The organism is Actinocatenispora thailandica (genome assembly GCF_016865425.1).
In the GTDB taxonomy this organism is placed as follows: Bacteria; Actinomycetota; Actinomycetes; order Mycobacteriales; family Micromonosporaceae; genus Actinocatenispora; species Actinocatenispora thailandica.
In genome coordinates, this window is record NZ_AP023355.1 from 922,364 (window position 1) to 949,164 (window position 26,801).

Here is a 26,801-nt window from a genome sequence, read left to right on the forward strand (position 1 = left end):
GAACCGGCCGGCGGCCGCGGGCCCGGACGGCGGGGCGCCGGTAAGCCGAGGGCGGCGCCGAGCCGGCGGGCGGTGCTGCGGCGTGGCGTCCGCCGCCGGCCCTGCTCCAGATCGCGGACCGCGCCGACGCTCAGCCCGGCCCGGTCGGCCAGCTCCCGTTGGCTGAGCCGGGCCGTGGTGCGGTAGGAGCGCAGCACCTCGGCGAACCGGAGGTCCAGGTGGGTACCGTCCATCCGCCGCTCCCGCCCGTCGTCGTTCGCGTATCCGCACGATAACGGGCAGGATGGACCGAACAGTGTGTGATAGTTCGCACAGCACCGGGTGACAACCGGAGACGACGAGGCGCCGCGCGGCTCAGTCGACGATGAGGACGAGCTTGCCGCCCGCGTGCCCGCTGTCGCTGAGTTGCTGCGCCTCGGCGGCGTCGGCCAGCGGGTACCGGGCGGCGACCGGCACGGTCAGCTCGCCCGCGGCGACCCGCTTCGCGACGTCCGCCACCTCGGCCGGCTCGATCATCACCTCGGGACCGCCGGTGAACAGCACGCCGTACTCGGCGGCGTTCGGATCGGCGATCGTGACGATGCGCTCCGGTCCGCCGCGCAGCGCGATCGAGTCCGGCAGCGCGCCCTTGCCGGCCGCGTCGAGCACCGCGTCGATGCCCTGCGGCGCAACCGAACGGACCCGGTCGATCAGCCCGTCGCCGTAGCCGATCGCGATCGCGCCGAGCCCGCCGAGCCGCTCCCGGCCGGCGGCGCCGGCGGTGCCCACGACGGTGACGCCGCGCTGCCGGGCGAGCTGCACCGCCAGCCCACCGACGCTGCCGGACGCGCCGTGGACCAGCAGCGTCTCGCCGGCGGACAGGTCGAGCAGCCGCAACACCCGCAGCGCGGTCTCGGCCGCGACCGGCAGCGCCGCGGCGGTGTCCCAGGTCAACCCCGCCGGCTTGAGCACCATCCGACTGGACAGCGCGAACTGGGCGTACGACCCGGTCGCGGTCGGTCCGAGCACCTCGTCGCCGACGGCCAGGTCGGTGACGTCCGGGCCGAGGGCGTCGACCACGCCGGCGGCCTCGACGCCCGGGATCGACGGCAGCTCGATCGGCCAGCCACCGCCGGAGCGCAGCTTGCCGTCGATCGGGTTCACGCCCGCCGCGCGCACCCGGATCCGTACCTGACCGGTGCCCGGCTCGGGCACCTCGACCTCGGTGGCGTGCAGCACCTCCGGACCGCCGTGGCGGTCGAACACGATTGCCTTCATGGCCCCATCCTCGCCCCCGGTGCCGGGCGTCGACCACCGCGGGCGCCGGGGCGGGCCGCCTCAGCGCTTCGGGTACGGCTGGTACGCCTTCGCGTGCCGCACCGAGTCCGGCACCGGCAGCGCGCTGCCCGCGACGAACGTGGCCCAGTCCATGTCCCAGTCGGTCCAACCGTTGCCGGTGGCGAGCCGGGTGCCGGTACCGGACACGGTGACCGGGTCGCCGATGTGGGTACGGGCGAACAGCCACGCCGCGTCCGGGTCGGAGATGTTGACGCAGCCGTGCGACACGTTGCGGTGCCCCTGGTCGGCCACCGACCACGGCGCGGCGTGGATGAACTCGCCGCCCCAGGTGAGCCGCTGCGCGTTGTCCACCGGCGCCACGTAGTTCTCGCCCGGGATGCCGCGGGTGTCGAACACGGTGTGCGCGGCCTTGTCCATGATCACCATGTGCCCGGACGAGGAGGGCGCGTCGGCCTTGCCGAGGCTGACCGGCATGGTGCGGGTCAGCTTGCCGTTCTGGTAGACCTTCAGCTGCTTGGGCCGGTTGGTGATCCGCAGCTCGACGCGGTCGGTGGCGATGCGCGCGGTGGCGGTGCGGTCGGTGTCGCCGTAGCCGCCGTGGCCCAGCGGCAGCCCGCCGAGCGCCATCCGTACGGTCAGCTTCGTGCCCGGCTGCCACCAGGTCGCCGGCCGGTACTCGACCCGCTGCGGGCTGAACCAGTGCCAGGCGCCCGGCTGCGGCGGATCGCTGCGGACGAACAGCCGCCGCTGCACCGACGCCCGCAGGTTCTTCGGCACGTCGCGCAGGATCTCCACCGCGATCGGCATGCCGACCCCGTAGGTCCGGCCGTCCTGCACGTACATGCCGGTACCGACCCGGTTGCCCGGCTCGCTCATGGTGGTGAACGTGGTGCTGCGCTCGATGTGCTGGCGCCGCGCGCCGACCGCGACCACGGTCGCGGTGTAGCGCCGGTGGTAGGCGAGCGGCCGGTCCGGCACCCAGCTGGTGCCGTCCGCCCGCAGCGAACCGTCGACCCGGTCGCCGTGCGCGTCGACCAGCCGGACCGAGTCGACCGACCCGCCCGCCACCGTGGCACCGATCTCGGTACTGACCGGCAGACCGGTGGCGTGCGCCTTCGGCCGTACCGTCAGCGAGAGCGGCGTCCTGTCCGCTGCCGGCGTCGGCGCGCCGATCGTGTCGTTGGTGTCGCCGCCGCTGCCGGTACACGCGGCGGTCGTGGCGACCGCGGCGGTGAGTGCTGCGAGCGTGGCGATGACCTTGCGAAGCCGTGTCACCGTGCCCTCCCGGTGCCATCTCGGCACGACCGGCGTGCGGTAGGGCCGCTGCCGGCGTGCCGCCGTGTGGCGCTGCGGTGTGCCGCCGGCCGGATCGGATCGGATCGGACGATGTCCGGACTGCCCGGCACGGCGGCGTTCCGGGCCCATCGTGCCGCGGGCCGGGCAGGCCGGCGGCGGCTTCGGCGGTACCTGCCCGGATTCGCGTTCTGCGTGCTCCGGGGTCCTCCGGCCGGTGCCGCCAGGATCGCGCTTCCGCTGCGGCGGGCCGGTTCGCTGTGGTAGTCCAGATCTGACCGCTTCGGGCGGTCCGGTGTGCAGCGTTCGTGGGGTTCCGCACCCGGGCCGAAGACCACGAAGGCAAAGGAGTCTCGCGGCGATGAGTATTCCGTTCCGCCAGGCGGCGAAGATCGGTGCGTACCTGTTCCGGCAGAAGCTGGCCGGTCGCAAGAAGTTCCCGATCACGCTGGAGCTCGAACCACTGTTCGCCTGCAACCTCGCCTGCGAGGGCTGCGGCAAGATCCAGCATCCACACGACGTGCTCAAGCAGCGGATGCCGGTGGAGCGGGCGCTCGCCGCCGTCGACGAGTGCGGCGCCCCCGTGGTGTGCCTGGCCGGCGGCGAACCGCTGATGCACCCGCAGGTCGAGGACATCGTCGAGGGGCTGATCCAGCGCAAGAAGTTCATCTACCTGTGCACCAACGCGCTGCTGATCCCGCGCAAGATCGACAAGCTGCACCCGTCGCCGTACCTGTCGTTCGCGGTGCACATCGACGGGCTGGAGGAGCGGCACGACGAGTCGGTCGCGAAGCAGGGCGTGTTCGCGCAGGCGGTGGACGCCATCAAGATGGCGCAGGACCGGGGATTCCGGGTCACCACCAACACCACGTTCTTCAACACCGACACCCCGCAGACCGTCATCGAGGTGCTCGACTTCCTCAACAACGACCTGAAGGTCGACGGGATGATGCTGTCCCCGGCGTACGCGTACGAGAAGGCGCCGGACCAGGACCACTTCCTCGGTGTCGAGGAGACGCGCGAGCTGTTCCGCAAGGCGTTCGCCAACGGGCGCCGCGAGAAGTGGCGGATCAACCACTCGCCGGCGTTCCTGGACTTCCTGGAGGGCAAGCGCGACTTCGACTGCACCGCCTGGGGTATCCCGTCGTACTCGCTGTTCGGTTGGCAGCGGCCGTGCTACCTGATGGGCGACAGCTACGCCAAGAGCTACCGGGAGCTGGTCGAGGAGACCGACTGGGACAAGTACGGTCGGGGCAAGGATCCGCGCTGCGACAACTGCATGGCGCACTGCGGGTACGAGCCGACCGCGATCATGGCCACGATGTCCTCACTGCGCGAGTCGATTCGCGCTGTGCGGTAAAGGAAAGGCGCCATCGCTGCCTGCTGAGGTGCGCCCGAAGCGGCGGTGTAGAAGCCACCTCTGTTCACGCTTTGAGCCCCCTTGACCATCCCCGCCCAGCCCCCGGTACTGCTGCCCATCGACGCCGAGCAGCAGACGAAGAAGAACGGGACACGGCCCGGCCTACCCATCACGGCACTGTGCGCATCGACCCGTGTCGTGCACCGCACACGGCGGGGGTTGTCGTGGCGGGCTGGGCGTCGATGGGCATGCCGGGCCGACTCCCCGTAGTTTCGAAGCGGCCAGGCGGTGTCCTGCCTGAACACTGATTCCCGGGCAGGGGATGTCAAGGGGGCGACTGCCCCCTTGATGGGGAGGGGTGTGGGGAGGGGCGAAGCCCGCTCCCCACGTTCCCCCACGGGGGTGAAAACCGCGAACAGAGGTGGTCTTTACACCGGTGACAACAAGCGAACCCGCACCGACACGGGCGCTTCGGGAGCACCTCAGCGCAACGAGGTGCCCGCGCCCCAGGCGGTGAGGGTGATGATCTCGGTGGCGATGTCGGTGACGGTGCGGCCGTCGGTGCCGACGCGGTGCACCCAGGCCGGGGTGTCGCGGTCGAGCCGGGCCGCCATCTGGGCGCTGCGGTGGGTGTGCAGGTCCAGCTCGCTGCCGATCTCGCGAGCGGCGAGCCGGCCGCGGGCGGTGTCGTCCGACGCGGTGAGCAGCACGCCGATGCAGCGGGTGGCGCCGGTCGCGCGCCGGATCAGGTCGGCGTCCAGTACCGCGGCGGTGTTGGTGTAGATGAGCCGGTGCTGGCCGCGGGCGGCGAAGTTGCGCCACAGCGCGCGCAGGTTCTCCTCGGTGAGCGAGGCGATGGTCGGGTCGCCGGGTGGCTTCGGCCAGGTCTGGTCGAGCGTGTCGCCCTCGACGTAGCTGTGTGCCACGTCGGCCGCCTTCAACAGGGCGGCGATCTCCCAGCCGACGCTGGACTTGCCGACCCCGGAGCGGCCGCCGATCAGCAGCGCTTCGGTCCCGGTGCCCGGGCCCGGACCGGCGACCGCTGCCGGCACCCGGCTCGGGGCCGCTGGTGCCGCAGCTTCGGAGTCGCTCACGGCAGCGCCGCGGTGAGGTCGATCTCGACGAGCTGGCCGGCGTACCCGAGGGCGGTGACACCGAGCAGGGTGCTCGCGGTGCCGAACGCCGGCGCGAGCGGCGAGGACTGCAGCCGCTCCCACACCGACACCAGGACCGGCTGCTCGTCGCTGGCCACGTACACCACCGAGCGCACCACGTGCTCCGGCTCGGCGCCGGCCGCGCGCAGCGCGAGCAGGCAGTTCGCCACCACCTGGTCGACCTGGGTCAGCACGTCGCCGGGGCCGACGAGCTGGTCGTCGACGTCGATCGGGCACTGCCCGGCGAGGTACGCGGTGCGACCGGCCTCGACGATCGTCACGTGGTGGTACCCGTCCGGTACGTGCAGGCTATTCGGATTGCTGCGGCTGATCACGCCCGGCAGTATCGCCGGCAGCAGGCCGGCCCGCACCGCATTTCCGTACCGTGGTGGCGAGGTTCGGGGCAACGCGTGCGAAGCGGGGGAGTCATGGCGGGGACGGAGTTCGGGCCCGAGGTGTACCGGCAGCGGTGCGAGCGGGCGACGGTGGCGGCGCGGGAGGCCGGGCTGGCCGCGCTGGTCCTCACCCCGGGGCCGGACCTGGCCTACCTGTCCGGCTACACGCCGCCGGCGGACACCGAGCGGCTGACCGCGCTGGTCCTGACCGCCGACGCGGCGCCGACGCTGGTGGTGCCGGCGCTGGAGCGGCCGGCCGCCGAACTGGCCCCGGCGGCGCGGTCCGGTCCGGACGGGCTGTCCTTCGTTGACTTCACCGACGGCGTCGACCCGTACCGGCTGCTCGCCGACTTGCTGCCGGCCGCCGGCCGGTTGGGCGTCTCCGACTCGGCCTGGGCGCTGCACCTGCTCGGGCTGCAGCGCACGGTGCCGGAGCTGCGCTGGGCCGGCCTGTCGGAGGCGCTGCCGATGCTGCGCGCGGTCAAGGAACCGGCCGAGCTGGCCCGGCTGGCCGCCGCCGGCGCCGCCGCGGACGCCACGTACGAGCAGATTCTCGGGGTGCGGTTCGCCGGTCGGCGGGAGCGCGACGTCGCCGCCGACCTGGCCGCCGGGCTGCGCGCGCACGGCCACGAGCAGGTCGACTTCACGATCGTCGGGTCCGGCCCGAACGGTGCGAGCCCGCATCACGAACCGACCGACCGGGTCATCGCCGAGGGCGACACCGTGGTGCTCGACTTCGGCGGGCTGCGCGACGGGTACGGCTCGGACACCACCCGCACGGTGCACGTCGGTGAGCCGGGCGCGGAGGTCCGCGAGGTGCACGAGGTGGTACGGGCGGCGCAGCAGGCGGCGTTCGACGCGGTGGCGCCGGGCGTACCGTGCGAGTACCTGGACGAGGTCGCCCGCCGGGTGATCGCCGAAGCCGGGTACGCGGAGCACTTCATCCACCGCACCGGGCACGGCATCGGGACGACCACGCACGAGCCGCCGTACCTCGTGACCGGGGAGAAGCAGCCGCTGGTGCCGGGGATGTGCTTCTCCATCGAGCCGGGCATCTACCTGCCGGGCCGGTTCGGGGTGCGGATCGAGGACATCGTCACGGTCACCGAGTCCGGCGGGCGCCGGTTCAACGACACCAGCCGCGCCCTCCAGGTCGTGCGCTGAGGTTGACTTCAACCGCGCTCGAAGTCGTACGGTCCGGGGATGGGTGACGAGATCTTCACCGCCGCGGAGCGGACGTACCTGGAAAGCCAGCGGTTGGCGCGGCTGGCCACGATCGGCCCGGACGGTGGTCCGCAGGTCAGGCCGGTCGGGTTCGTGTTCGACGCCGACGCCGGCACCGTCGACATCGGCGGGCCCCGGTTGACCGCCAGCCGCAAGTACCGCAACGTCGAGGCGAACCCGCTGGTGTCGCTGGTGGTCGACGACATGACGCCGGACGAGCCGGGCGCGGTGAAGCCCGGCTGGGGGCGCGGTGTCGAGATCCGCGGCCGGGCCGAGACGCTGACGCTGGCGGAGCCGCCGATGGCGCCCGGGTTCTTCGCCAACGAGGTGATCCGGATCCATCCGGTCCGGATCATCAGCTGGCACCTCGACCCGGACCACCTCGACGACGCCCGCACGGTGGGCGAGGCGCCGGCGTGACCCGGCGCCGACCGGGCGCCGACCGCCGACCGGGGCGCGCTGGCCGCATCACTGGTCGTCGCTGCGCGTCGTGACCTCCCGGACCGGGGGGAGCCGGTTGTCGGTGGCCGATGCCGGCGCCAGCCGGGTGACGGCGGTGGGCATCGGGCCGACCGTGAAGACCCGGGCGAACGAGCCGACGGTGAGTGCCGCGAAGGACGCCGTGGACGGCACCCGCTCGGGGAGTGCAACGGTGTGCGACCCGGCGGGACGGCGTTCGTCGAGCACTCGCATCGACGCGCTCCGCGGCTCCGGCGGTACGACGGAGGTGAGCCACCACGCCGCCACGGTGACGTGGGCCGGCTCGCGGAGGGTGAACCGCACCGTGCGCTGGTCCGGGTCGTAACCGACCGCACCGATGGCCGGTGGCTCGGTCGTGGTGGCGGCCTGCACCTGCGCGCTGATGAGGCCGGGGATGCCGGCGAGTCCCTGGACGAAGACCACCCGCGGGTTGCGGTCGCGAACGGTCGCCCGCAGCTGTTCCTTCGTCTCGGCGGGAACCATGCCGCCGAAGACGAGCACGTCGAGGGCGCTGACGTCGTAGTCGTCGACGACCTGGCCGAACCGGTTGGTCGCGTCGGCGGAGTACCCGTTGGCCCGCAGCAGGTCGACGGTGTCGGTGAGGACCTGTGGGCTGCGGCCGACGACGAGTACGCGTCCGGGTCGGTTCTCGGGTTCGGTGCGCATGGTCGGCTCTCCTCGCTGGCCGGCAAAAATGTTGGTAACACCAACATAGCTAGTGTTGGCTAGACCCACAATTGTTAGGCTCGGTGGGTGCCTCCGCAGCATCGCGACACCGACCGGGTACCGAGTCGGCTGGAAGGTCGGGCGACCTGGCTGGTCAGCCGGGCGTACGCGCGCTCGTCCGGGCTGCTCCACGCCGGCTTCGAGGCCGGCGGCGCCGGGCTGCGCAGCTACCACTACCGGCTGCTCGCCGCGCTGCACGAGTGGGGGCCGGCGAGTCAGGCGCAACTCGGCCGGCAGACCGGCATCGATCGCAGCGACGTGACCGCGGCCCTGGCCGAACTGGAGACCCGCGACCTCGTCGAGCGGTCCGCCGACCCCGATCACGGGCGCCGCAAGATCGTCACGATCACGGCGGCCGGCGCCGACCGGCTGCGCGAGCTGGACCGGATCGTGGACGGCGTCCAGGACGACTTCCTCGCGCCCCTGACCGTCGCCGAGCGGCGCCGGCTGGTCGCCCTGCTCTCCCGGCTGGTCGACGCACCGCGCTGATCCCGGCCGGCCGTGGCGGGATCAGCCGGGCGGCAGGCCGCGGCGCGGCGGCAGCGACCGTGGCAGCCCGAACGCGGGGAACACACCCTTCTCGAAGCGGGTCAGTGCGCAGATGCGGTCGCCGGCGAGGCCGAGCACGAACAGCCCGGTGCCGTGCCGCGTTCCGTCCGGGCCGTGCAGGTAGGCGCCGAACGCGGGCTGCCCGTTGGCCCGGGTCGGTACCAGCTCGAACCGCCGGCCGGCCCGGAACAGCAGGCCGCAGAACCGGCCCACCACGTCGCGACCCTGGTACTCCAGGGGCAGCGGCGGCATCGACATGAACACGTCGTCGGTGAGCAGTCCGACCAGCGCATTCAGGTCGGCCGACTCCCAGGCGGCGACGAACCGCGCCACCAGCGCGCGTTCGGTCGGCGCCGCCGGCGGTGGTTCCGCGCCCGCCTGCTGCCGCTCCCGCAGCCCGGACCGGGCCCGCTTGAGGGCGCTCTTCACCGCGTCGACGGTCGTGTCGAGCATGACCGCCACCTCGCCCGCCCGGAAGCCGAGCACGTCGCGCAGGACCAGGACCGCGAGCTGCCGCGGTGGCAACGTCTGCAGGGCGGTCACGAACGCGAGCGAGATCGCCTCGGCCTGCTCGACCCGTACCTCCGGGCCGGGCGGCGCCGCGTCCGGGTCGGCGAGCAGCGCGTCCGGGAACGGCTCCAGCCAGACCACCTCGCCGAGCCGGGTCGGCTCGGGCGGTTCGACGTTCGGGATCTCCCAGCGGGCCGGCTTGCGACGGCCGGCGGCCCGGCGCGCGTTCAGGCACCGGTTGGTGGCGATCCGGTACAGCCAGGTGCGCAGCGAGGCCCGGCCCTCGAACCCGGCGAACCCGCGCCACGCGGCCAGCAGCGTGTCCTGCAGCGCATCCTCGGCGTCGTGGAACGAGCCGAGCATCCGGTAGCAGTGCACCTGCAGCTCCCGCCGGTACGGCTCGGTCAGGTCCCGGAACGCCTCCCCGTCGCCGGCCCGCGCCCGCGACATCAGTTCGGTCGACATCGCACCCACCCCGATCGTCTCGCTGGTCCCGCCCTCCGCGGTAGGGACACCGTCGATCCCGGAAAGGGGGCGCCGGCCGGTTGTCGGTCTCGTCACGTCGGCGCGGCGCCACCTGCGCCGCGCCGCGGTGTCTACCCCGCTGACAGTCGAGCACGCGACCTTGGGAGTACACCATGGCAAGGATCGTCATCAGCGAGAACGTCTCGGTCGACGGCGTCGTCGAGGTCGGCGACGGCTTCGACCGCGGCGACTGGTACGGCCGGATCGGCGCGACCGACCGGGAGGCTTGGGCGAAGCTGGAGTACGACGAGGCGCTCGGCGCGGACGCCCTGCTGCTGGGCCGCCGGACCTACGAGTGGTTCGGCGCGCGGGGCTGGCCGTCCCGCTCCGGGGCCTGGGCGGACCGGTTGCGGGAGCTGCCGAAGTACGTCGTGGCCGGTGAGACCGATCTGGGCCGCTGGGCCAACTCGACGGTACTGACCGGTCCGGTCACCGAGGCGGTCACGGCACTGAAGCGCGAGGTGCGCGGCGAGATCGTGGTGTACGGCAGTGGCCGGCTGGCGCGCGCCCTGCTCGCAGCTGAGCTGGTCGACGAGCTGCGGCTGGTGACGTACCCGTTCGTGGTCGGCGCCGGCGAGCGGCTGTTCGGTGCGACCGACGCCGTGCGGTCGCTGGGCCTCGCCGACACCAGGACAGTGGGGGAGAACCTCGCCCTGCTCACCTACCGCCCGGCCTGACCTGCATCGACCGTCGGGGCCGCGGCCCCGACGGTCTCAGCTCAGCAGCAGGAGCAGGCCGCCCACGATGGCGAGGACGCCGGTACCGGCGTGCACCGCGTACGCGACGATCTTCGGGCCGCCGTGGCGCAGCACGGTCAGGCAGTCGGCGAAGGCGGCGACGCTGCCGGCGAGCAGGATCCAGCCGGCGACGGTGTGGGCGCCGAGGACGAGTGGCACGGCGATCATCAGGGCGCACGTGAGGTCTCGGTTGCCCTTGACCGACAGGTAGGTTCCGGCGTCCCCGTGGGGGTCGGCGGGGACGCCGTACCCGGCGGCCGAGGCCCGCGGGGCGACGAGGAAGCGGATCGCGATCCACCCCAGGCCGGCGGAGATCACGGCAGCGATGACGGTACCGGCGATGGTCATGACTTCTCCGAATCGTGCGGCCGGCTCGACCGGCCGAGAATCTAGCAATGCTAGGAATGTGGTCAGCGATAGAGTAGCACTGATTTTGAAACTAGCAATGCTAGGATCGGCCCATGAGCATCCAGTCCCGTCGCGAACGTGAACGCGCCGAGCGGCACCAGCTGATCGTCACCGCGGCCCGCGAGCTGGCCGAGGCCGAGGGCTGGGACGCGGTCACCACCCGCCGGCTCGCCGCCCGGATCGAGTACAGCCAGCCGGTGCTCTACAGCCACTTCCGCGGCAAGGAGGCGATCATGCGCGCCGCGGCGCTGGAGGGCATCGGGGAGCTGACCGACCGGCTCCGGGCGGCCCGCGAGGGCGCGGCCGACCCGGCGGCGGCGATGCGCGCCGTCGCGGCCGGCTACGTCGAGTTCGCCGAGCGGCAGCCCGCGCTCTACGCGGCGATGTTCACGCTCACCAGCGACCTGTCGTTCGGCACCGAGCAGAGCCCGGCGACACTGCGCGCCGCGTTCGGCGAGTTCGCCGCGACGGTACGGCCGTTCGCCCGGCCGGGGGCGGACCTGGAGACGCTGACCGAGACGTTCTGGGCGGCGCTGCACGGCCTCGTCGCGCTCGACGACAGCCACCGGCTGCGCCCCGGCCGTACCGCCGAGCGGGTGGCCCTGCTCGTCGACCGCTTCCTGTGCTGAGACCGGCCCGTCCGGCCCCGGCCCCGCTCAGTCCTCGGCGAGCACGATGATGCTGTCGCCCGGCCGGACGGTCAGCGGCTCCGCCTTGTCGGGGTTGAGCACGATGCCGAACGCCGGCGCCTGGTGCGCCTGCGCCGCCACCCGGTAACCGATCGCAGACTCGCCCTTCGCGCGGGCCGCCTCCACCACCGTCTGGTAGTTGATCGGTACCCCGGGGCGGACGTACCGGCCGGCCGGCTTCAGGTAGATCTCGCAGCCGTCCGCATCGAACAGGTCGTCGAACAGCCGGGCCAGGTGCGGGTTCTCCGACACCTGCGTCATCATCAGGGTCAGCAGCTTGTCGCTGACGATGAAGTCGTCGGCCTGGGTGACCTGCGCCAGCGCCCGGTTCCGGTCGTCGGCCATCTCGCTGACGATGGAGAACCGGTCGCCCAGCCGCTGCTCCATGTCGCGCAGCTGCAGCAGCGTCGCGAGGGTGCGCGAGTCTGCCAGCTGCGGATCGACGTCGTCGCCGCACAGCACGATGATGTGGTCGAAGTTCTGGATTCCCAACGACTCCAGCACCGCCCGGTCCGAGCTGTCCTCGGCCTTGAAATCGAGCAGCATGTTCTGCACGCTGAGCTTGCGCATCGACGGCTCGGCGTCCGGGTGGCTCGCCACCACGTGCGCCTCGGAGCCGGCGGACACGTACTGGTCGAGCTGGCGCAGCACGCCCTCGGCGCGGGCGTTCCAGCCCAGGATCAGGGTGCGTTCCCTGGTCGCGGGCGAGTTCGGGATCGCGGTGATCGCGGGGCCGTGCACCGGCGCCGGGCCGGTGGGCGACAGGATCACGGTGTCGTCGTCCGCCGAGATCGCGATGAGCCGGTCACCGGGCCGGATCGGCGTCCGGCTGTCCGGGTTGACGCCGATCCGGCCGTCGGCGCCGAGGATCCCGATGATCGACGAGGTGCGGTAGGCGTGCAGCGCGTCGGCGTAGGTGCGCCCGACGAGCGCCGGCTCCTCCTTCAGGTACACCTCGTCGCCGCCGAAGTCGAGCAGGTCGGTGTACACCACCGACAGCCCGGACTGCCGGCAGGTCTGCACGATCAGCCGGGCCGCGATGTCGTTGGCGTCGATCAGGTACGCGTGCGGACCGCCGGCGAGTCGCGCCGCGGCGAGGTTCTTCGTCTCGCTGACGCAGCCGACGATCGGGCAGGGTCGGGTGCTGCCCTCCCGGGCCCGGTTGATGGCGAGCAGGGTACGGACCAGGTTGGCGTCCGGGTTCGACTCCGCCAACGGCAGGATGATCACCGACTTCGCCTCGGCCGGGTTGACGATCATGATGTCGTCCGGATCCACCGGATCGCCGGTGCGGCAGACGATCCGCATCCGGCCGACGTCGGGCACCTTGGCCCGGATCTCGTCCTCCATCTCGACCTTGTCCCGGTCGGCCAGGATCGCCACGCAGGACCGGCGCTGGTTCTCGTTCGCCTCGGCGAGCTCGGACAGCACCGTGAACACCTGGTCGGACCAGCCGAGCACCACGGTGTGCCCCTGCTCCAGCACGTCGGAGCGACCCTTGCGCAGGTCGCTGAGCTTCGCGTCCAGGCCGGTGGTGAGCACCCCGATGAACGCGGTGACGATCATGATCCCGCCGATCGTGATCAGGAACGCGATCGCGATGTACCACCAGTGCCCGGTGTCGCCGGCCACCGTGCCCGGGTCCATGGCGTGCAGTACCGCCTGCCACAGCGCGGCGAGCAGCCCGCGCGGTTCGCCCTCCGCCGAGCCGGGGTGGACGAGCAGCTCCACCAGCCAGGCGAGCACGCCGCCGACGACCACCACGGCGAGGGAGGCGACGGCGAGCCAGCCGACCAGGGCCGGGGTGCCCCTGGACATCGTCCGGTCGAACCAGTACCGGATTCGTCGACGGAACGTGATGGCGGGCACTGCCACTCCCGGGGTTCGGCGGGCGTCCCGCGCGGATCCGCGGGGCCGGCACATCGTGTCGGCGACCGATGGTAGGCCGCCGCGCAAGCCCTCCTCGCGCCCGTGAGCTGCGGTTGGGGATGATCGCGCACCGTCGGGCGGCGGTCGCTGCCGGTGGCTGGGCCGCGTCCGGGCACTCCGAACCCGGCTGGCAATGCGGTCGCTGACAGTCATCAACGGCCGCTCGCGCCGGTGCCGCGGTCAGCGTCCGGTCGGCAGGGTGAGGATCTCGGCACCGTCGGCGGTGATGGCGATGGTGTGCTCGCTGTGCGCGGTCCGGCTGCCGGTGGCGCTGCGCAGCGTCCAGCCGTCCGCGTCGGTGACGAGCCGGGCGGTGTCGGCCATGATCCACGGCTCCAGCGCGAGCAGCAGGCCGGGGCGCAGCGGGTAGCCGCGGCCGGCGCGACCGGTGTTCGGGATGTGTGGGTCCTGGTGCATCGTCGAGCCGATGCCGTGCCCGCCGAACTCGGTGTTGATCGGGTAGCCGGCCGCGCTCAGGACCTCGCCGATGGCGTGCGAGAGGTCGCCGATGCGGGCGCCGGGGCGGGCGGCGGCGATGCCGGCGCGCAGCGCGCGCCGGGTGGTGTCGATCATCGCGATGCTGTCCGGGTGCTGCGTGTCGCCCACGACGAAGCTGATGGCCGCATCGGCGGCGATGCCGTCCTTGGCGACGGCGAGGTCGAGGGTCAGCAGGTCGCCGTCGGCCAGCGGGCGGTCGTACGGCATGCCGTGCAGCACGGCGTCGTTGACCGAGGTGCAGATGTAGTGGCCGAACGGCCCGCGGCCGAAGGACGGCTCGTAGTCGACGTAGCAGGACTCCGCCCCGGCCTGGACGATCATCTCCCTGGTCCAGGTGTCGATGTCCAGCAGGTTGGTACCGACGGTGCTGCGCCTCTCGAGCGTCTGCAGGATGTCGGCGACCAGGGCGCCGGTGACCTTCGCCCGGGCCAGTTCGGTGTCGTTCAGGATCTCGATCATGCCGTACCTTCCCGGTCCCCAATAACTATACCGGCAATACTATCCCGGTATTAGAATCGGGTCATGGTCAGGTTGCCGCTCAGTCCCGCCGAGCTGGAACGCGGTGCCCGCCTCGGTGTGCTGCTGCGGCGCGCCCGGGGCGAGCGCTCGATGCTGCAGACCGCGCTCGACGCCCAGGTCTCGCCGGAAACCCTGCGCAAGATCGAGTCGGGTCGGGTGGCGACCCCCGCCTTCTCCACCATCGCGGCGATCGCCGACGTGCTCGGCCTGTCGCTCGACGCGGTGTGGTCCGAGATCAACCAACCCGAGCAGGGCGTCGAACCGCCCCACCGGGCCGGGGCACGGCTCGCCTCCTGACCGTCCCGCGCCACCTGCACCGGTCCGGCGCCGCACCGGTCGGAGCCGTCCTTCCCCGGTCGGCGGCCGCGGGGCCGAGGTACCACCGGTCAGAGCCGCCCGGCCGCCTTGAGGTCGAGGTAGACGTCGGTGACCGTGCTGGCGAACTCGGCCGCGGCGGCGTCGACCACCACCACCCCGTTGCGGCGCAGCGCGTCCGCGATCCGGTGCCGCTCCGCCAGGGCGCGCTCCGCGGCGGCCGCCGCGTACGCCTCGGCGATCTCGCCGGAACGCTCGGTGAGCCGGTCCAGCGTGTCGTCGTGGGTGGCGGCGAGCAGCACCGTGTGCCGGTCGGTGAGCATCGGCAGCACCGGCAGCAGCCCCTCCACCAGCGCGCCCGGGGCGAGTTCGGTGAACAGTACGACCAGCGAACGCTTCCGCTCGGTGCGCAGGACCTCGCCGGTGACCAGCTCGAAGTCGGTCTCCACCAGTGCCGGTGTCAGCGGCGCCAGCGCGTCCGCGAACCGGGGCAGCAGGGTGGCCGCGCCCGCGCCGCGCACCGCCGCGCGTACCTCGGTGTCGGCGGCGAGCAGGTCGACCTGGTCACCGCCGCGGGAGGCGACCGCGGCGAGCAGCAGGCAGGCGTCCAGGGCGGCGTCCAGCCGCGGCTCGTCGCCGATCCGGGCCGCCGCGGTCCGGCCGGTGTCCAGCACGCACAGCACCCGGCGGTCCCGCTCCGGCCGCCAGGTGCGCACCAGCACCTCGGCACTGCGGGCGGTACCGCGCCAGTCGATGGACCGGACGTCGTCGCCCGGCACGTACTCGCGCAGCGCGTCGAACTCGGTGCCCTGGCCGCGGCCCCGGATGGCCACCGTGCCGTCCAGTACCCGCAGCCGGGCCAGCTTCTCCGGCAGGTACCGGCGGGCCGAGAAGCGCGGCAGCACCCGCAGCGTCCAGCCGGGTGTCATCGCCGCCGCCGCGCGCGCGGTGGCCTGCCGGTAGCCGAACCGCAACGGCCCGTACGACCGGACGGTGACCCGCCGGGCCGGCCGGTCACCGCGCCGGGTCGGGGTCAGCGTCATGGTGATCGTCGCGCGGCCACCGGCCGGCAGCGACACCCGCCGGACCGGCCGGGCGGCGCCCGCGGACGGCACCCACGCGTCGCGCACCGTGGCCCGCAGCGGCCGGGTCGCCTCGTTGTGCACGTGCAGCCGTACCGTCGCCGATTCGCTCAGCCGGACCCGGGTGTCGCCGGTGCGGGACAGCCGGACCCGGGAGACCGGCGCCGCGGCCACCATGTCCACGATGGACAGCGCGAGTACCGCGGCGATCGAGCACGCCACCCCGAGCACCGGGCTCGGCCACAGCGGCAGCGTCACCGCCAGCACCGCGAGCAGCGCCACCGGCCGCCAGGTCAGCATCGCCGCCCCCGGGCACGGCACGGCAGGGTGCCCGACGGTCCGGCGACGGACCGGGCGGGTGACGCGGCCCGCGGCTCCGGGGCGCGCTTCGGCGCTGCCGCGCGGAGTTGCGCGACGGGTCGCGAGCCGGCTCGGCTGGGCATCGCGGTCAGCGCGGCGTCGGGACGCTGGCGAGGACCGAGTCGAGCACCGCGTCGGCGGTGACACCGGCCAGTTCGGCTTCCGGCCGCAGCCGGACCCGGTGCCGCAGTACCGGCCGGACCAGCGCCTTCACGTCGTCCGGGGTGACGAAGTCGCGGCCGGCCAGCCAGGCCCACGCCTTCACCGCGGACAGCAGCGCCGCCGAGGCACGGGGCGAGGCGCCCAGCGCCAGCGACGGTGCGGTCCGGGTCGCGCGGCACACGTCCAGCAGGTAGCCGAGGACCACGTCGGCGACCTGCACCGCGCCCGCCTGCCGGTGTGCCGCGGCCAGCTCGGCCGGCCCCGCCACCGGCTCGACCCCGGCGGCGGCCAGGTCGTGCGGATCGAACCCGCGGTGGTGCGCGGCCAGCATCGCCAGCTCCGCGGCCCGCTTCGGCAGCGGCACCGTCAGCTTCAGCAGGAACCGGTCCAGCTGCGCCTCCGGCAGCGAGTAGGTGCCCTCGTACTCGATCGGGTTCTGGGTGGCGGCGACGGTGAACGGCTCCGGCAGCCTGCGGGCCACCCCGTCGGTGGTGACCTGCCGTTCCTCCATCGCCTCCAGCAGCGCCGACTGCGTCTTCGGCGGCGTCCGGTTGATCTCGTCGGCGAGCAGCAGGTTGGTGAACACCGGCCCCTCGCGGAACTCGAACTCGGCGGTACGCGCGTCGTACACCAGCGAACCGGTGACGTCGCCGGGCATCAGGTCCGGGGTGAACTGGATCCGCTTGTGCGACAGCGACAGCGCCCGCGCGAGCGTCCGGACCAGCAGCGTCTTCGCCACCCCCGGGACGCCCTCCAGCAGCACGTGGCCGCGGCAGATCAGCGCGATCACCAGGCCGGTGACCACCGCGTCCTGCCCGACCACCACCTTGCCCACCTCGGCGCGCAGCCGTCCCAGCGCCGCCCGGGCGTCCCCGTCGGCACCCGCCGGGGCCGGTGCCGGCGGCTCCGCCGGCTCGCCGGGCGGCGTACCGATCCGGGGTTCACCGATGTCCTGCACGCCTGGTCTCCTCCTTCGCAGGGCCGTACCGCGGGTCGAGCACCCGGCGCCGCAGCTCGGCCAGGTCGGCGGCGAGCGCGCGCAGATCGTCGTCGCGTTCCGGAGCCGGACCGTACAGCACCGACTCGACCCGCCCCACCGGCCAGCCGGACGCGGTGGCCAGCGCGACCGGGCTGCTCGCCTCCGCCGTCGCACCGAGCCCCGCTCGTAGCCGCCGCAGGGTACCGGCCCGCAGCGCCGCCGCCGCGGCCTCCCGGGCGTGCGCGCGCCGGTACAGCCGGGCCCGGCCGAGGACGGTCTCGGTGCTCGGTACCAGGACCGGCAGCGGCTCGCCGACCGGACCGCCGAGCCGCCGGGCCCGCCACCCGGCGAACAGCGCCGCCGCCACCAGCAGCTGCACCACGATCGCCCACACCCAGGGCGGCAGCGCCGACCACAGCGGGTTCGGCGGGCTGCCGCCGCCGGACGAGCCGCCGCCGGCCCGGGCGGACCCGTCGCCCGCCGTCGCCGACGGCGCGGTGGTACCGGCGGTCACCGACGGCTCGGGCCGATCGGGGCTGGCGGTCGGAGCCGGTGGCGGCAGCTGGACCTGCTCGACCGGTTCCGGCCGGTGCAGGCTGAGCCACACCACCGGGCGGGTACCGAGCAGCGCGGCGGCCAGCGCCGCGTTGCGGTGCTCGGCGATCCGGTCGTTGCGGAACACGTCCGCCGCGCCGACCAGCACCACCTGCGGCCCACCGGCCGCCGGCAGCAGCAGTACGCCGCCGGCATAGCACCGGCGCGCCCCCGGCGCGGTCGCCGCGTACGTGTCGCCGCGCACCGCCGCCGGTCCGACCGCCGGGCCGCCGGAACAGCCCGCGTCGGCCACCCCGGTGGTCCACCGGCTGCCGGTACGGCGGGCCGGCAGCCGCTGCTCGTCGAGCACCGTCGGCGACGGCGCGACCAGCACCACCCGGCGGTACCGGCCCGGTGCGAGCAGCCGGCCCAGCCGCGCCGGCCGCAGGTAACCCGGCGCCGTGACCAGGAGCGTCGCGCCGCCGGTGGCGGCCGACAGGGCGGCGGCCGAGCCGCCGACCCGGCGCACCGGTACGCCGGTGGCGGCGAGCCGGTGCGCGGCGGTGGCGGCGCCGATGCCGGCACGCGACGCCGGTTCCAGGAACTGCGCGTCACCGGGGGTGACCCGCTGCATCGCCCAGGTCACGATCGTGCCGGTGAACAGCACCAGCAGCACCGCCACCGGCGCCATCCAGCGCCGGAACCGGAACCGGCGCCGGCTGCTCCGGGTGCTCATCGGGTCGCCCCCGCTCGCTCGGCCACGGCGGCGGCGAGGGTGCGCATCCGCGCGTCGTCGGCCGCGGTGGCGGGGCGCCGGGCGTACCAGATCCGGGAGAACACGTCGGCCGCTTCGGTCATCGTCCCGGCCAGTCCCGGTGCCGCGGCGCCGGCGGCGGCGGCCAGTTCCGTGACCGTCCACTCCGGACGGTGCCGCAGCACGCCGCGTTCCACCAGCTCGCGCACCATCGCCCGGAGCCGTTCGCGGACCGCCTCGGCGTACCGGCCGGCCGCCGCGTACCGGTCCGCGAGGGAGGCCAGCTGCGCCGGCGGCAGCTCCGGCACCGCGTCGTCCTCGTCGTCGGTGGCCGCCTCGGCCGGCTCGTCGGTGGCCGGCGGGTCGACCGGCTCGGGCCGGTGCCGCCGCCGGGGCCGCCAGTACAGGGCGATCAGCGCGAGCCCGGCGAGCAGCAGCACCAGCGCGGCGAGCCCGGCGACCCCGCCCGGTACGTGATCGGCCAGGTCGGCGACGAACTCGGTCCAGGACCGGGAGAGACTCACGGCTGGTCCTCCCGTGCCGACCCGCCGGCGCGGGGCCACGCGCGCGCTCTCGCCGGCTCCGCCCTCTCCCCGGAAGCCGGGGCGGCGGCGCCCCCGGCACGCCTGGTTCGCTCGCTCACCGGATCGCCTCCAGGACGGCACGGCGGGGGCCGGTCGTGGTGGCGAGGGCCAGGTCCAGGCCCTCGGTCCGCATCCGGTTCTCCACGTGCAGGCAGGCGTCCAGGCAGGCCAGCGCCGGGTACGCGAGCGCATCGACGACGACCCAGCCGATCGCACCGGCGAACGGTACGGGCAGCGGCAGCTCGCCGAGCAACTGCTGCGCGCCGATCCCGACCGCCAGCCGGACGGCGAGCCAGCCGAAGTAGCCGAGCAGCCGGATGCCACCCGCCCGGCAGCCGCCGCGGCCGAGCAGGACCAGCGGCCGGGCGATCACCTGGCCGCCGGTGGCGCGGTCCGCGATCAGCACCGGTACCAGCAGCCCGGCGGCGCCGTAGGCGACGAGCCACGGCAACCCGCAGGCGAACGCGCCGCCGACGGCGACCGCGCCCACCAGTACCGCCAGGCCGAGCGTCGCCGGCCAGCGGCGGCCCGGCGCGGTGAGCAGGGTGCGCCGCCCGACGGGCTCGCCGGCGACCACCCGGGCGGCGGCCACGCTGGCCGGCGCGCCGAGAATCGCGATCGCGGTGGACTCGGTACCGAGCCAGACGCCGAGCCAGGCCCAGAAGCCGGCCGGGTCGGTCCACACCTGGTCCGGCATCGGGGCGACCAGGCCGACCAGCGCCTGCTGGCCGAGTGCGAGCACCAGGCCGAGGGCCACCAGGGGCGGCCAGCCGCGGCGCAGCAGCACGACGGAGGCGTCCAGCAGCTCGCCGACGGTCATCGGCCGCAGCGGCAGCTCCGTCTCCATCGCCCTCTCCCCGCCCGGAGGCCAGTCGGGTTACCCCGTGCTCGAAGGCCCCCGGCCTCCGCGGGACGCCGCCGTGGCGGGCCCCGACGCAGCCGCCATCCTGGCATGCGCGCGCCCGCGGGTCGTAGCGGCGGGCCCGCTGGTGCCGGGCGCGGCGCGGTCAGCCGGTGTCGTACAGCCGGAGGAACGTGGCGGCCTCGGCCGCGGCGCGGTCCTCGTCGCCGGCCGAGATCGCCTCGACCAGCCCGGTGTGGCTCAGGTACTCGTCCGGCCGGACCTCGCCGCCGACGCAGGTGTGCAGCACGTCGCGCAGCGCCTCGCCGAAGTCCGCGTACAGCTCGATCAGCATCGCGTTGTGCGAGCAGTCGGCGACCGCGTGATGGAACCGGGCGTCGGTCTCGACGAACAGCTGCGCGTCCTGATCGGCCCACGCCGCCTCGCGCGCGGCCAGCGCGGCCCGCAGCGCCGCCAGGTCGTCGTCGGTACGCCGGCGGGCGGCGAGCCGGGCCGCCTCCACCTCCAGGCCGCGCCGCAGCTCGGTGGCGTCCCGCAGTTCGGCCCGGGCGAGTCGCCGGCGGACCGCGCCGGCCAGCTCGTTGTCGGCCCGCACGTACGTGCCGGCGCCCTGCCTCGACTCCAGCAGGCCGAGGTGGGCGAGCGCCCGGACCGCCTCGCGGAGGGTGTTGCGACCCACGCCGAGCGCCGCGACCAGGTCCGGTTCGGTGGGAATCTTGCTGCCCACCGGCCACTCGCCGGACGAGATCTGCTCCCGCAGCTGGGTGATCACCTGGTCGACCAGCGGGGTACGGGCGGCGTTGCGCAGTGGCATCGACAACAACCTCCTTGTTGGAGCAGTGGCATTGGGCACAACCTCCTGTCATCCAGTCATCCCATGATTCTAGGCTGGCTCTCGTGCCGGAGACGACCCAGGACCAGCAGCCCACCCGTACCGCCGTCGCCGGTGCGGGTGAGCCGGCCCGACGTCGAGCCCGCTGGCTGATCGGCGCCGGCATCCTGCTCGTCGCGCTCAACCTGCGACCCGCCATCACCAGCGTCGGCGCGCTGCTCGACCAGTTGCAGTCCGGACTGTCCATGTCCGGCGCCACCGCCGGGCTGCTGACCACCCTGCCGGCGCTGTGCTTCGGCGCGTTCTCCGGTCTCGCGCCGCGACTGGCCCGCCGGTTCGGGGCCGACCGGGTGCTCCTCGCCGCGATGGCCGCGCTCGTCGCCGGCCTGGTGCTGCGCCCGCTGGCCGGCTCGGCCCCGGTGTTCCTCGCCGTCAGCGTGCTGTGCCTGGCCGGCATCGCCGCCGGCAACGTGACCCTGCCGGTCCTGGTTCGCACGTACTTCCCGGACCGGCTCGGGCTGCTCACCGGGCTGTACACGACGGTGCTCAACCTGGGCGCCGCGCTCGCCTCCGCGGTGGCGGTCCCGGTGGCGGCCGCCGCCGGTGGCTGGCGCGGCGGCCTGGCGCTGTGGGCCACGATCGCGGCGTTCGGGCTGCTGCCCTGGCTCGGTGCGCTGCGCCGCCGGCAGCCCTCGCCCGCGGCCACCGCGCCGGTCGGTGCGGCGCCGGGCGTCCGGCCGTCCCGTACCCGGTTGGGCTGGGCGCTCGCCGTCTACATGGGCACCCAGTCGCTGCAGGCGTACGTGGTGTTCGGCTGGCTGGCGAAGATCTTCGCCGCCGCGGGCTACTCCTCGTCCACGGCCGGGCTGCTGGTGTCGCTGGTGGTCGCGGTCGGGATGCCGATCGCGTTCTTCCTGCCCACGCTGGCCGGCCGGACCCGCGACCAGCGGCCGTACGTGCTGCTGCTGATCGGCTGCTACGTGGTGGGCTACCTCGGGCTGTTGCTGGCCCCGCACGCCGGCGCGCTGGCCTGGGCGCTGCTGATCGGCGTCGGGGGTGGCGCGTTCCCGCTGGCACTGCTGATGGTCGGGCTGCGCGCGCGTACGCCGGCCGGTACGGCCGGGTTGTCCGGGTTCGTGCAGAGCGTCGGGTATCTGATCGCCGCCGTCGGCCCGCTGCTCGTCGGCGTGCTGCACGACGCGACGCACGGCTGGCTGGTGCCGATCCTGTTCCTGCTGGTGATGCTGGTACCGCAGCTGTTCGGCGGGCTGGCCGCCGGGCGCAACCGGTACATCGAGGACGAAGCACGGTCGCAATCGCGCTGAGACCGGTACTTTCGGGCGGATTCGACTGGCCGAACGGGTCGCGCCGGGCGCGTGGGGGCAACCGGGTTTTCCGTAGGTTGGCCGGCTGATGAAACGATAGGGCCATGAGCGATACGCAACGAGGCGGAGCGCGGCGGTGGGACTTCGGTCGGTGCGCGACGCGGTCGGTGTCCGCGTGAGGGCGCGAGTGCTCGTCGTCGACGACGACCCGGCGCTGGCCGAGATGCTCGGCATCGTGCTGCGCAGCGAGGGGTTCATGCCCTCGTTCGTGGCCGACGGTGAGCGGGCCCTGGCGGCGTTCCGGGAGACCAGGCCGGACATCGTGCTGCTCGACCTGATGCTGCCCGGGATGAGCGGGATCGACGTCTGTCGGGCGATTCGGGGCGAGTCCGGGGTGCCGATCGTGATGCTCACCGCCAAGAGCGACACCGTCGACGTGGTCCTCGGCCTGGAGTCCGGGGCCGACGACTACGTGGTCAAGCCGTTCAAGCCCAAGGAACTGGTGGCCCGGATGCGGGCGCGGCTGCGGCGCGGCGAGGACACCGCGCCGGAGCTGCTCACCATCGGCCCGCCCGGCCGGCAGATCAGCATCGACGTGCCCGCCCACACCGCCACCCGCAACGGCGCCGAGGTCAAGCTGACCCCGCTGGAGTTCGACCTGCTCGTGGCGTTGGCACGCAAGCCGCGACAGGTGTTCACTCGTGAGGTGCTCCTGGAACAGGTCTGGGGCTACCGACACGCCGCGGACACCCGGCTGGTCAACGTGCACGTGCAGCGGTTACGGGCCAAGATCGAGCCCGACCCGGAACGTCCGGAGATCATCCTGACCGTCCGCGGTGTCGGCTACAAGGCAGGCACGGGGTAAGGCATGAGCGAGCGCCGCTCGGAGCGGAGCGGACGGCGGGCGTCGGCGAACGAGTCGCGGGCGCCGGTCGGCCGTCGCCCGGAGCACGGCGGAGCGCGGACATGAGCCGGCGCCGGCGGGCGGATCGTGCGCGCCGCCCGTTCGTCCCCCGGGGCCGCTCCGAGCGTGCCGGGGCGCGGACATGAGTCGACGCGACGCACTGGTGCGGCGGGCCCGGGAGACGCTGCACCGGGTGGCGCCGGGGCTGGGTCGACGCGCCCGCCGTGCGGTGTCCCCGTGGCGCCGCTCGCTGTCGCTGCGCGTCGTGTCGATCACGTTGCTGGTGTCGTCGCTGCTGGTGGCCGCGTTCGGGTACTTCGTGGCGAAGCAGATCACCGCCGGACTGGTGGTGGCCAAGCGGCAGGCCGCCGTGCGCCAGGTGTCCAGCGGCGCCACCACCGTGCAGCAGCAGCTGGCCGCGCTGTCCGGCGCGCAGGACCCGCAGCTTGGTGCGAGCGTCCGCGACGTGGTCGTGAACCTCTACAGCGTGCCCGCCCGCGCCGGTACCTACGAGGTCAAGCTGGTGCCCGACTCGCGCATCGACGTCGCACCGTACGGCGGGCCGGCGACCGACCAGACCAAGATCGAGGTGCCGGCCGCGCTGCGCGACACGGTCAGCCGCAAGGGTGCCCTGGCATACCAGTTCACCACCGCGGACCCGGACGGTCAGGGCCGGCGGCCCTACCTCGCCGTCGGCGAGCACGTCGACGTCGGCTGGGGCGTGTTCAACCTCTACTACCTGTTCCCGCTGGACGACGAGGTCGCCGCGGCCAACCTGGTGCGCAACACGACCATCATCGCCGGCCTGGCGCTGGTCCTGCTGCTCGCGCTGATGGCGGCGATCGTGGCCCGGATGGTGGTCACCCCGGTCCGGGTCGCGGCGCGCACCGCGCAGCGGCTGTCCGCCGGGCTGCTGCACGAACGGATGGAGGTGCGCGGCGAGGACGATCTCGCCCGGCTCGCCGCCTCGTTCAACCAGATGGCGAGCAACCTGCAGAACCAGATCGTCCGGCTGGAGGAGCTGTCCCGGCTGCAGCGCCGGTTCACCTCGGACGTCTCGCACGAGCTGCGCACGCCGCTGACGACGGTACGGATGGCCGCCGACATGCTCTACGCCGGTCGCGACGAGTTCCCGCCGGCCGCCGCCCGCAGCTCCGAACTGCTCGCCGACGAGCTGGACCGGTTCGAGGCGTTGCTGACCGACCTGCTGGAGATCAGCCGGTTCGACGCCGGGTTCGCGGTGCTCGACGCCGAGGCGGTCGACCTGGTACCGATCGTGCAGCGGGTCGCCGCCGGCTTCGGCGTGCTCGCCGAGCGGCTGCGCGCGCCGGTGCACCTGCACACCCCGGACGGGCCGGTGATCGCCGAGGTCGATCCGCGTCGGGTCGAGCGGGTGCTGCGCAACCTGATCGGGAACGCCATCGAACACGGTGAGCACCAGCCGGTCGAGGTCCACCTGGCGGCCGACGAACGGACCGTGGCGATCGCGGTCCGCGATCGCGGCATCGGGCTGCGGCCGGGTGAGGAGAAGCTGGTGTTCAACCGGTTCTGGCGGGCCGACCCGTCCCGCGCCCGGCAGACCGGCGGCACCGGGCTGGGGCTGTCGATCAGCCTGGAGGATGCCCGGCTGCACGGCGGCTGGCTGGAGGCGTGGGGCGCGCCCGGGCAGGGCTCGCAGTTCCGGCTGACCGTGCCGGCCCGCGCCGGCGACCGCATCGTGTCGTCGCCGTTGCCGCTGGTGCCGCCGGACGCCGACGTGTCACCGGCGCCGCTGGCGCTGCCGGCCGGCCCGGCCGGCGGCAGCCTCGACGACGAACCGCAGCGGGAGCCGGACGTCGACCCGCTCTCGGCCGGGGTCGGCGATGAGTAGCCGGCGCCGGGTCCGCGGCGGGAGCCTGCTGGGTGTCGTGCTCGCCGGGCTGCTCGGTGCGACGCTGGCCGGCTGCGGGGTACCGAGTTCCGGCCCGCCGGTGGTGGTGAAGCCGGCGCCGGCGGGCGGCGGCGAGGACAACGAGCCGCAGGCACCGCACCAGGACCCGCCGCCCGACCCGGCCACCGCGAGCAGCCCGACCGACCTGGTCAACCAGTTCTACCGGGCCGCGGGTTTCGACCCGAACCCGGACCAGTTGCGCGGCAACGTGACCCAGTTCTTCTCCGCGGACGCCCGCGGTCGATGGCACCAGGACCCGGCCGGGCTGACCGTGGTGCGCATCTACACCAACACGGTCACCGCGCAGGGCAAGGACAAGCACGGGCGGCCGACGGCCACGGTGCGGGTACGCGGCGAGCTGGTCGGCACCCTGACCGAGAACGGCTCGGTCGACGCGCCGGGCTCGCACGCCAGCCGCGACTACGCGCAGGAGTTCCGGCTCGCGCAGTGGCCGACCGGCACCGGCGGCAAGGAGTGGCTGATCACCAACCCGCCGGACCACACGCTCATCTCCACCGAGGCGATGACGGCCGACTACACGGCCACCCCGGTCTACTTCGCCAGCCCCGACCACCAGTCGCTGGTGCCCGACCTGCGGTACGTGTCGAAGACGATCGCGCCGCAGAAGGAGCGCACCATCCTGGTCGACTGGCTGCTCGACGGCCCGTCACCGTGGCTCGCGCCCGCCGTGGTCAACGACATCCCGGAAGGCACCAAGCGGCGCGGCAACGTGGTCGCCCAGAACGACAAGGATGTCGTGGTGGTCGACCTGACCAGCGAGGCGGTCGGAGCGAAACACCTGCTGACGATGGCCGCGCAACTGGCCTGGACGCTGCACGCGCGGGCGTCGCGGTTGCAGCTGCGGGTCGAGGGCCGGCCCTTCCCGGTGCCGGGCATCAGGGACGGCGGCAGCACCTTCGACGTCGGTTCGCTGCGCACCTTCAACCCGGCCACCCTCGCCGCCAGTTCCGGCGGGTACTACGTCTCGCACGGCATCGTGATCCCCGCGTCGAGCAAGCAGTGGTTGCCCGGGGTGCTGTCCGCCCCGGCCACCAGCGGGCTGAACAGTGACGTCCAGCGCGCCGCGCTGAACGTCGACTCGTCCGCCACCGCGCTGGTCCGCACCGACGACGACGGCCGGCCGGCGCTGTGGATCGGACACACCATCGGCGACGCGAAGTCGTCCGACGCCCGCTTCGTCCGGGCCGAGGGGCTCGGCGACGCGGCCGAGATCGGGCGCCCCAGCCTGCTGCCGCACTCGTCGACCGCCCTGGTACCGGTGGACGGCACGCTGCGGGTCGCGACGGGGACCGGGCACACCGAGAAGGTGGCGTTCGCGCCCGGTTCGCCGGGCGGCGCGGTGACCGCGGTGGCCGTCTCACCGGACGGGTGCCGGGTCGCGCTGGTGCGCGGCGGCCACCTGTACGTGGCGCCGCTCATCCAGCAGGACACCACCCTGTCGGTGGGCCGGATGCGCGCGGTGGCCAGCAGCTTCACCGATCTCAGCGAGGTCTCCTGGACCCAGGACGACGACGTCGCGTTCGGCGGTCGCGGCTCGGTCGGCTGGGCCAGCGGCCAGTCCAGCGCGGTACGCGGCGGCGCGTGGCAGTTCAGCCTCGACGACGTGTCGTCCGACCTGCTCACCGGCACCAGCGGGGACCGGGTCCCGGAGTACGTGGCGTCCGGTACCACCGACCCGGCCCGCGGCGCGGCGCACGGCATCATCCTGCTGGCGATCAACGGCAAGCTGTGGCAGCTGACCGGCAACGAACTGGCGGCGCCGGACGGGGCTGCGGAGCCACCGACCGGCACCGCCCCGTTCTTCCCGAACTAGGGGTTCGCCGCACCGGTTCGACGCGATAGCACGCAACTCTCGTGCTCGGCGGGTTGTCCACCGGGCTGTG

The 26,801-nt window shown here is 73.8% G+C and carries 26 protein-coding genes and 1 pseudogene; 11 read left to right on the forward strand and 16 right to left on the reverse strand.

Translation table 11 applies throughout. From position 1 onward, the window contains the following. Nucleotides 1-38: 38 nt before the first annotated feature. From Athai_RS35185 to Athai_RS04010, 3 genes and pseudogenes are all read right to left on the reverse strand, one after another. Nucleotides 39-233 (reverse strand): annotated as a pseudogene (locus Athai_RS35185) (helix-turn-helix domain-containing protein); the annotation flags it as partial. 121 nt (nt 234-354) lie between these two features. Next, nucleotides 355-1,257 (reverse strand): NADP-dependent oxidoreductase, encoded by a 903-nt coding sequence (locus Athai_RS04005; protein ID WP_203960215.1) that lies wholly within the window; start codon nt 1,255-1,257, stop codon nt 355-357. Nucleotides 1,258-1,317: 60 nt separating this feature from the next. After that, nucleotides 1,318-2,553 carry a L,D-transpeptidase gene (locus Athai_RS04010; RefSeq protein ID WP_239156707.1) on the reverse strand — a complete coding sequence of 412 codons (1,236 nt, stop codon included), beginning with the start codon at nt 2,551-2,553 and terminating at the stop codon, nt 1,318-1,320. Nucleotides 2,554-2,932: 379 nt separating this feature from the next. On the opposite strand from Athai_RS04010, the gene hpnH reads away from it, so the two are divergent. After that, nucleotides 2,933-3,931, forward strand: coding sequence for an adenosyl-hopene transferase HpnH (gene hpnH / locus Athai_RS04015; RefSeq protein WP_203960217.1), 999 nt, complete (start codon nt 2,933-2,935; stop codon nt 3,929-3,931). Nucleotides 3,932-4,413: 482 nt separating this feature from the next. Here the strand turns inward: hpnH and Athai_RS04020 are convergent, their stop codons facing one another. After that, a complete protein-coding gene (locus Athai_RS04020; protein ID WP_203960218.1) occupies nt 4,414-5,025 on the reverse strand; it encodes a nucleoside/nucleotide kinase family protein in 612 nt (203 codons plus the stop codon). Then, entirely contained in the window at nt 5,022-5,420 is a 399-nt protein-coding gene (locus tag Athai_RS04025; protein WP_203960219.1) for a RidA family protein, read from the reverse strand. The genes Athai_RS04020 and Athai_RS04025 overlap by 4 nt, the downstream gene beginning before the upstream one ends. A 93-nt stretch (nt 5,421-5,513) precedes the next feature. Here Athai_RS04025 and Athai_RS04030 point away from each other — a divergent pair, with 93 nt between their 5' ends. Beyond that, nucleotides 5,514-6,644, forward strand: a complete 1,131-nt coding sequence (locus tag Athai_RS04030; protein ID WP_203960220.1) for an aminopeptidase P family protein — start codon at nt 5,514-5,516, stop codon at nt 6,642-6,644. A gap of 39 nt (nt 6,645-6,683) precedes the next feature. Beyond that, nucleotides 6,684-7,124, forward strand: a complete 441-nt coding sequence (locus tag Athai_RS04035; protein ID WP_239156708.1) for a PPOX class F420-dependent oxidoreductase — start codon at nt 6,684-6,686, stop codon at nt 7,122-7,124. 48 nt (nt 7,125-7,172) lie between these two features. Here the strand turns inward: Athai_RS04035 and Athai_RS04040 are convergent, their stop codons facing one another. After that, the gene (locus tag Athai_RS04040; RefSeq protein ID WP_203960221.1) at nt 7,173-7,850 is read right to left on the reverse strand and encodes a hypothetical protein; all 678 of its coding nucleotides are present in this window, start codon (nt 7,848-7,850) and stop codon (nt 7,173-7,175) included. A gap of 87 nt (nt 7,851-7,937) precedes the next feature. Here Athai_RS04040 and Athai_RS04045 point away from each other — a divergent pair, with 87 nt between their 5' ends. Next, nucleotides 7,938-8,399, forward strand: coding sequence for a MarR family winged helix-turn-helix transcriptional regulator (locus Athai_RS04045; protein WP_203960222.1), 462 nt, complete (start codon nt 7,938-7,940; stop codon nt 8,397-8,399). Nucleotides 8,400-8,420: 21 nt separating this feature from the next. Here Athai_RS04045 and Athai_RS04050 read toward each other — a convergent pair whose 3' ends face one another. Further along, a complete protein-coding gene (locus tag Athai_RS04050; RefSeq protein WP_203960223.1) occupies nt 8,421-9,434 on the reverse strand; it encodes a sigma-70 family RNA polymerase sigma factor in 1,014 nt (337 codons plus the stop codon). Nucleotides 9,435-9,607: 173 nt separating this feature from the next. Here Athai_RS04050 and Athai_RS04055 point away from each other — a divergent pair, with 173 nt between their 5' ends. Continuing rightward, nucleotides 9,608-10,171, forward strand: a complete 564-nt coding sequence (locus Athai_RS04055) for a dihydrofolate reductase family protein (RefSeq protein ID WP_203960224.1) — start codon at nt 9,608-9,610, stop codon at nt 10,169-10,171. Nucleotides 10,172-10,207: 36 nt separating this feature from the next. Here Athai_RS04055 and Athai_RS04060 read toward each other — a convergent pair whose 3' ends face one another. Next, on the reverse strand, nt 10,208-10,579 hold the full coding sequence (locus Athai_RS04060) for a DUF4267 domain-containing protein (RefSeq protein ID WP_203960225.1): 372 nt from the start codon (nt 10,577-10,579) through the stop codon (nt 10,208-10,210). A 113-nt stretch (nt 10,580-10,692) separates the two neighbouring features. Between Athai_RS04060 and Athai_RS04065 the strand changes: the two genes are divergently transcribed. Further along, nucleotides 10,693-11,268 carry a TetR/AcrR family transcriptional regulator gene (locus Athai_RS04065; RefSeq protein ID WP_203960226.1) on the forward strand — a complete coding sequence of 192 codons (576 nt, stop codon included), beginning with the start codon at nt 10,693-10,695 and terminating at the stop codon, nt 11,266-11,268. 27 nt (nt 11,269-11,295) lie between these two features. Here Athai_RS04065 and Athai_RS04070 read toward each other — a convergent pair whose 3' ends face one another. Continuing rightward, nucleotides 11,296-13,146 (reverse strand): CASTOR/POLLUX-related putative ion channel, encoded by a 1,851-nt coding sequence (locus tag Athai_RS04070; protein WP_203960227.1) that lies wholly within the window; start codon nt 13,144-13,146, stop codon nt 11,296-11,298. Nucleotides 13,147-13,437: 291 nt separating this feature from the next. Further along, nucleotides 13,438-14,214, reverse strand: a complete 777-nt coding sequence (gene map, locus Athai_RS04075; RefSeq protein ID WP_203960228.1) for a type I methionyl aminopeptidase — start codon at nt 14,212-14,214, stop codon at nt 13,438-13,440. 63 nt (nt 14,215-14,277) lie between these two features. On the opposite strand from map, the gene Athai_RS04080 reads away from it, so the two are divergent. Continuing rightward, nucleotides 14,278-14,571: a helix-turn-helix domain-containing protein gene (locus Athai_RS04080; RefSeq protein ID WP_203960229.1), complete on the forward strand. Its 294-nt coding sequence runs from the start codon at nt 14,278-14,280 to the stop codon at nt 14,569-14,571. Between the two features lie 89 nt (nt 14,572-14,660). Here the strand turns inward: Athai_RS04080 and Athai_RS04085 are convergent, their stop codons facing one another. From Athai_RS04085 to Athai_RS04105, 6 genes are all read right to left on the reverse strand, one after another. Next, nucleotides 14,661-15,971 carry a DUF58 domain-containing protein gene (locus tag Athai_RS04085; protein ID WP_203960230.1) on the reverse strand — a complete coding sequence of 437 codons (1,311 nt, stop codon included), beginning with the start codon at nt 15,969-15,971 and terminating at the stop codon, nt 14,661-14,663. A gap of 148 nt (nt 15,972-16,119) precedes the next feature. After that, nucleotides 16,120-17,049, reverse strand: a complete 930-nt coding sequence (locus tag Athai_RS04090) for an AAA family ATPase (RefSeq protein ID WP_239157348.1) — start codon at nt 17,047-17,049, stop codon at nt 16,120-16,122. Nucleotides 17,050-17,134: 85 nt separating this feature from the next. Beyond that, nucleotides 17,135-18,442 (reverse strand): DUF4350 domain-containing protein, encoded by a 1,308-nt coding sequence (locus Athai_RS04095; RefSeq protein ID WP_203960231.1) that lies wholly within the window; start codon nt 18,440-18,442, stop codon nt 17,135-17,137. Further along, on the reverse strand, nt 18,439-18,984 hold the full coding sequence (locus Athai_RS04100) for a DUF4129 domain-containing protein (protein ID WP_239156709.1): 546 nt from the start codon (nt 18,982-18,984) through the stop codon (nt 18,439-18,441). The genes Athai_RS04095 and Athai_RS04100 overlap by 4 nt, the downstream gene beginning before the upstream one ends. Before the next feature lie 115 nt (nt 18,985-19,099). Then, complete coding sequence (locus Athai_RS33855; RefSeq protein WP_239156710.1) at nt 19,100-19,891, reverse strand: hypothetical protein; 792 nt, start codon at nt 19,889-19,891, stop codon at nt 19,100-19,102. Between the two features lie 160 nt (nt 19,892-20,051). After that, a complete protein-coding gene (locus Athai_RS04105) occupies nt 20,052-20,720 on the reverse strand; it encodes a FadR/GntR family transcriptional regulator (RefSeq protein ID WP_203960233.1) in 669 nt (222 codons plus the stop codon). An 83-nt stretch (nt 20,721-20,803) separates the two neighbouring features. Between Athai_RS04105 and Athai_RS04110 the strand changes: the two genes are divergently transcribed. From Athai_RS04110 to Athai_RS04125, 4 genes are all read left to right on the forward strand, one after another. Further along, nucleotides 20,804-22,063, forward strand: coding sequence for a CynX/NimT family MFS transporter (locus tag Athai_RS04110; protein ID WP_203960234.1), 1,260 nt, complete (start codon nt 20,804-20,806; stop codon nt 22,061-22,063). 175 nt (nt 22,064-22,238) lie between these two features. Next, a complete protein-coding gene (gene mtrA / locus Athai_RS04115; RefSeq protein WP_203960235.1) occupies nt 22,239-22,928 on the forward strand; it encodes an MtrAB system response regulator MtrA in 690 nt (229 codons plus the stop codon). A 181-nt stretch (nt 22,929-23,109) separates the two neighbouring features. Further along, nucleotides 23,110-24,837, forward strand: coding sequence for an MtrAB system histidine kinase MtrB (gene mtrB / locus Athai_RS04120; RefSeq protein WP_203960236.1), 1,728 nt, complete (start codon nt 23,110-23,112; stop codon nt 24,835-24,837). Continuing rightward, a complete protein-coding gene (locus tag Athai_RS04125) occupies nt 24,830-26,731 on the forward strand; it encodes an LpqB family beta-propeller domain-containing protein (protein WP_203960237.1) in 1,902 nt (633 codons plus the stop codon). The genes mtrB and Athai_RS04125 overlap by 8 nt, the downstream gene beginning before the upstream one ends. The last annotated feature ends 70 nt before the right edge of the window (nt 26,732-26,801 follow it).